Annotated in this window: 1 protein-coding gene and 1 pseudogene; both read left to right on the top strand. The window is 41.3% G+C overall.

Annotated features, from left to right (window positions below; genetic code table 11):
- Positions 1 to 579 (top strand): annotated as a pseudogene (locus F6K51_RS38240) (MvdD family ATP-grasp ribosomal peptide maturase); the annotation flags it as partial.
- A gap of 148 nt (positions 580 to 727) precedes the next feature.
- On the top strand, positions 728 to 1005 hold a 278-nt coding region (locus F6K51_RS38235), incomplete at its 3' end, for a hypothetical protein (protein ID WP_293031631.1).

The following is a 1005-nucleotide window of genomic DNA, read 5'->3' as shown; positions in this document are numbered from 1 at the left end:
GGGATAGATACTCCCCTTAACCTGACCACTAATAATCCAGCCGCAGTGGTGGAATTTGCCAAAGAATGTGAGTCTGGCATAATTACCAAAATGCTTTCATCCTTTGCCATCTATGATCAGCAGGGACAGGAGCAAGTAGTGTTTACCAATCCTGTCAAACCAGAGGATTTGCACAACTTGGATGGATTAAGGTTCTGTCCAATGACGTTTCAGGAACATCTCCCTAAGACCCTAGAGTTACGAACCACAATTGTCGGAAAGCAAGTGTTTACTGCTTCGATAGACTCTCAACAGTTTCCAGGTGCTCGTTATGACTGGCGGCGACGGGGCGTTGATTCCCTAAACGCTTGGCAGCCCTATCAGTTGCCCCAGGATCTCGAAGAAAAGTTGCTGAAGCTAATGGATTACTTTGGCTTGAACTATGGCGCGATTGATATTATTTTAACTCCCGATGGTCGCCATGTATTTCTTGAGGTCAATCCAGTGGGAGAATTCTTCTGGCTTGAGCTTTGCCCTGGCTTACCAATTTCCCAGGCTATTGCTGATGTTTTGCTGAACTTAGTGCCACGGCGTTCTTAGTATAGCAAAGGGAGCAGGCAATAGGGAGAATATAGCGCTACGGGCAAGGCAATTCCTGTGTTCACCCAGATACAAACGCTATCTATCATAGTAACATAGGTAAAATAGTTTGTTTATAGTCTGGGTTTAACTTCAGGATAATCTGAGCATGAAAAAGCAATTATTTTATCTAATTAAAATAACATCTACTAGTTTAATTACTTGCGCTTTAGGTCTAGAAATTTGGTATATTTATTTACAGTTAACCCATAGCTCTCTACCAAGTAACCTCTATTATGTATTGTGGCTAGGAAGTATCGCTTTAATATCCCATTTCATTGAAGGTGTAATCGCTGCTTTTAAAGCTGACAGTTGTGATAAAAATCCTATAACCTATGGCATTTATACGTTTTTTGTCGGGTTTGTTGGATTGTGGGAATTATTGAA

The sequence above is a fragment of the Moorena sp. SIO3I8 genome, assembly GCF_010692325.1.
Classification (GTDB): domain Bacteria; phylum Cyanobacteriota; class Cyanobacteriia; order Cyanobacteriales; family Coleofasciculaceae; genus Moorena.
Note: the sequence above shows the minus strand (reverse complement) of the source record. Positions and strands in the feature narration are given on the sequence as shown.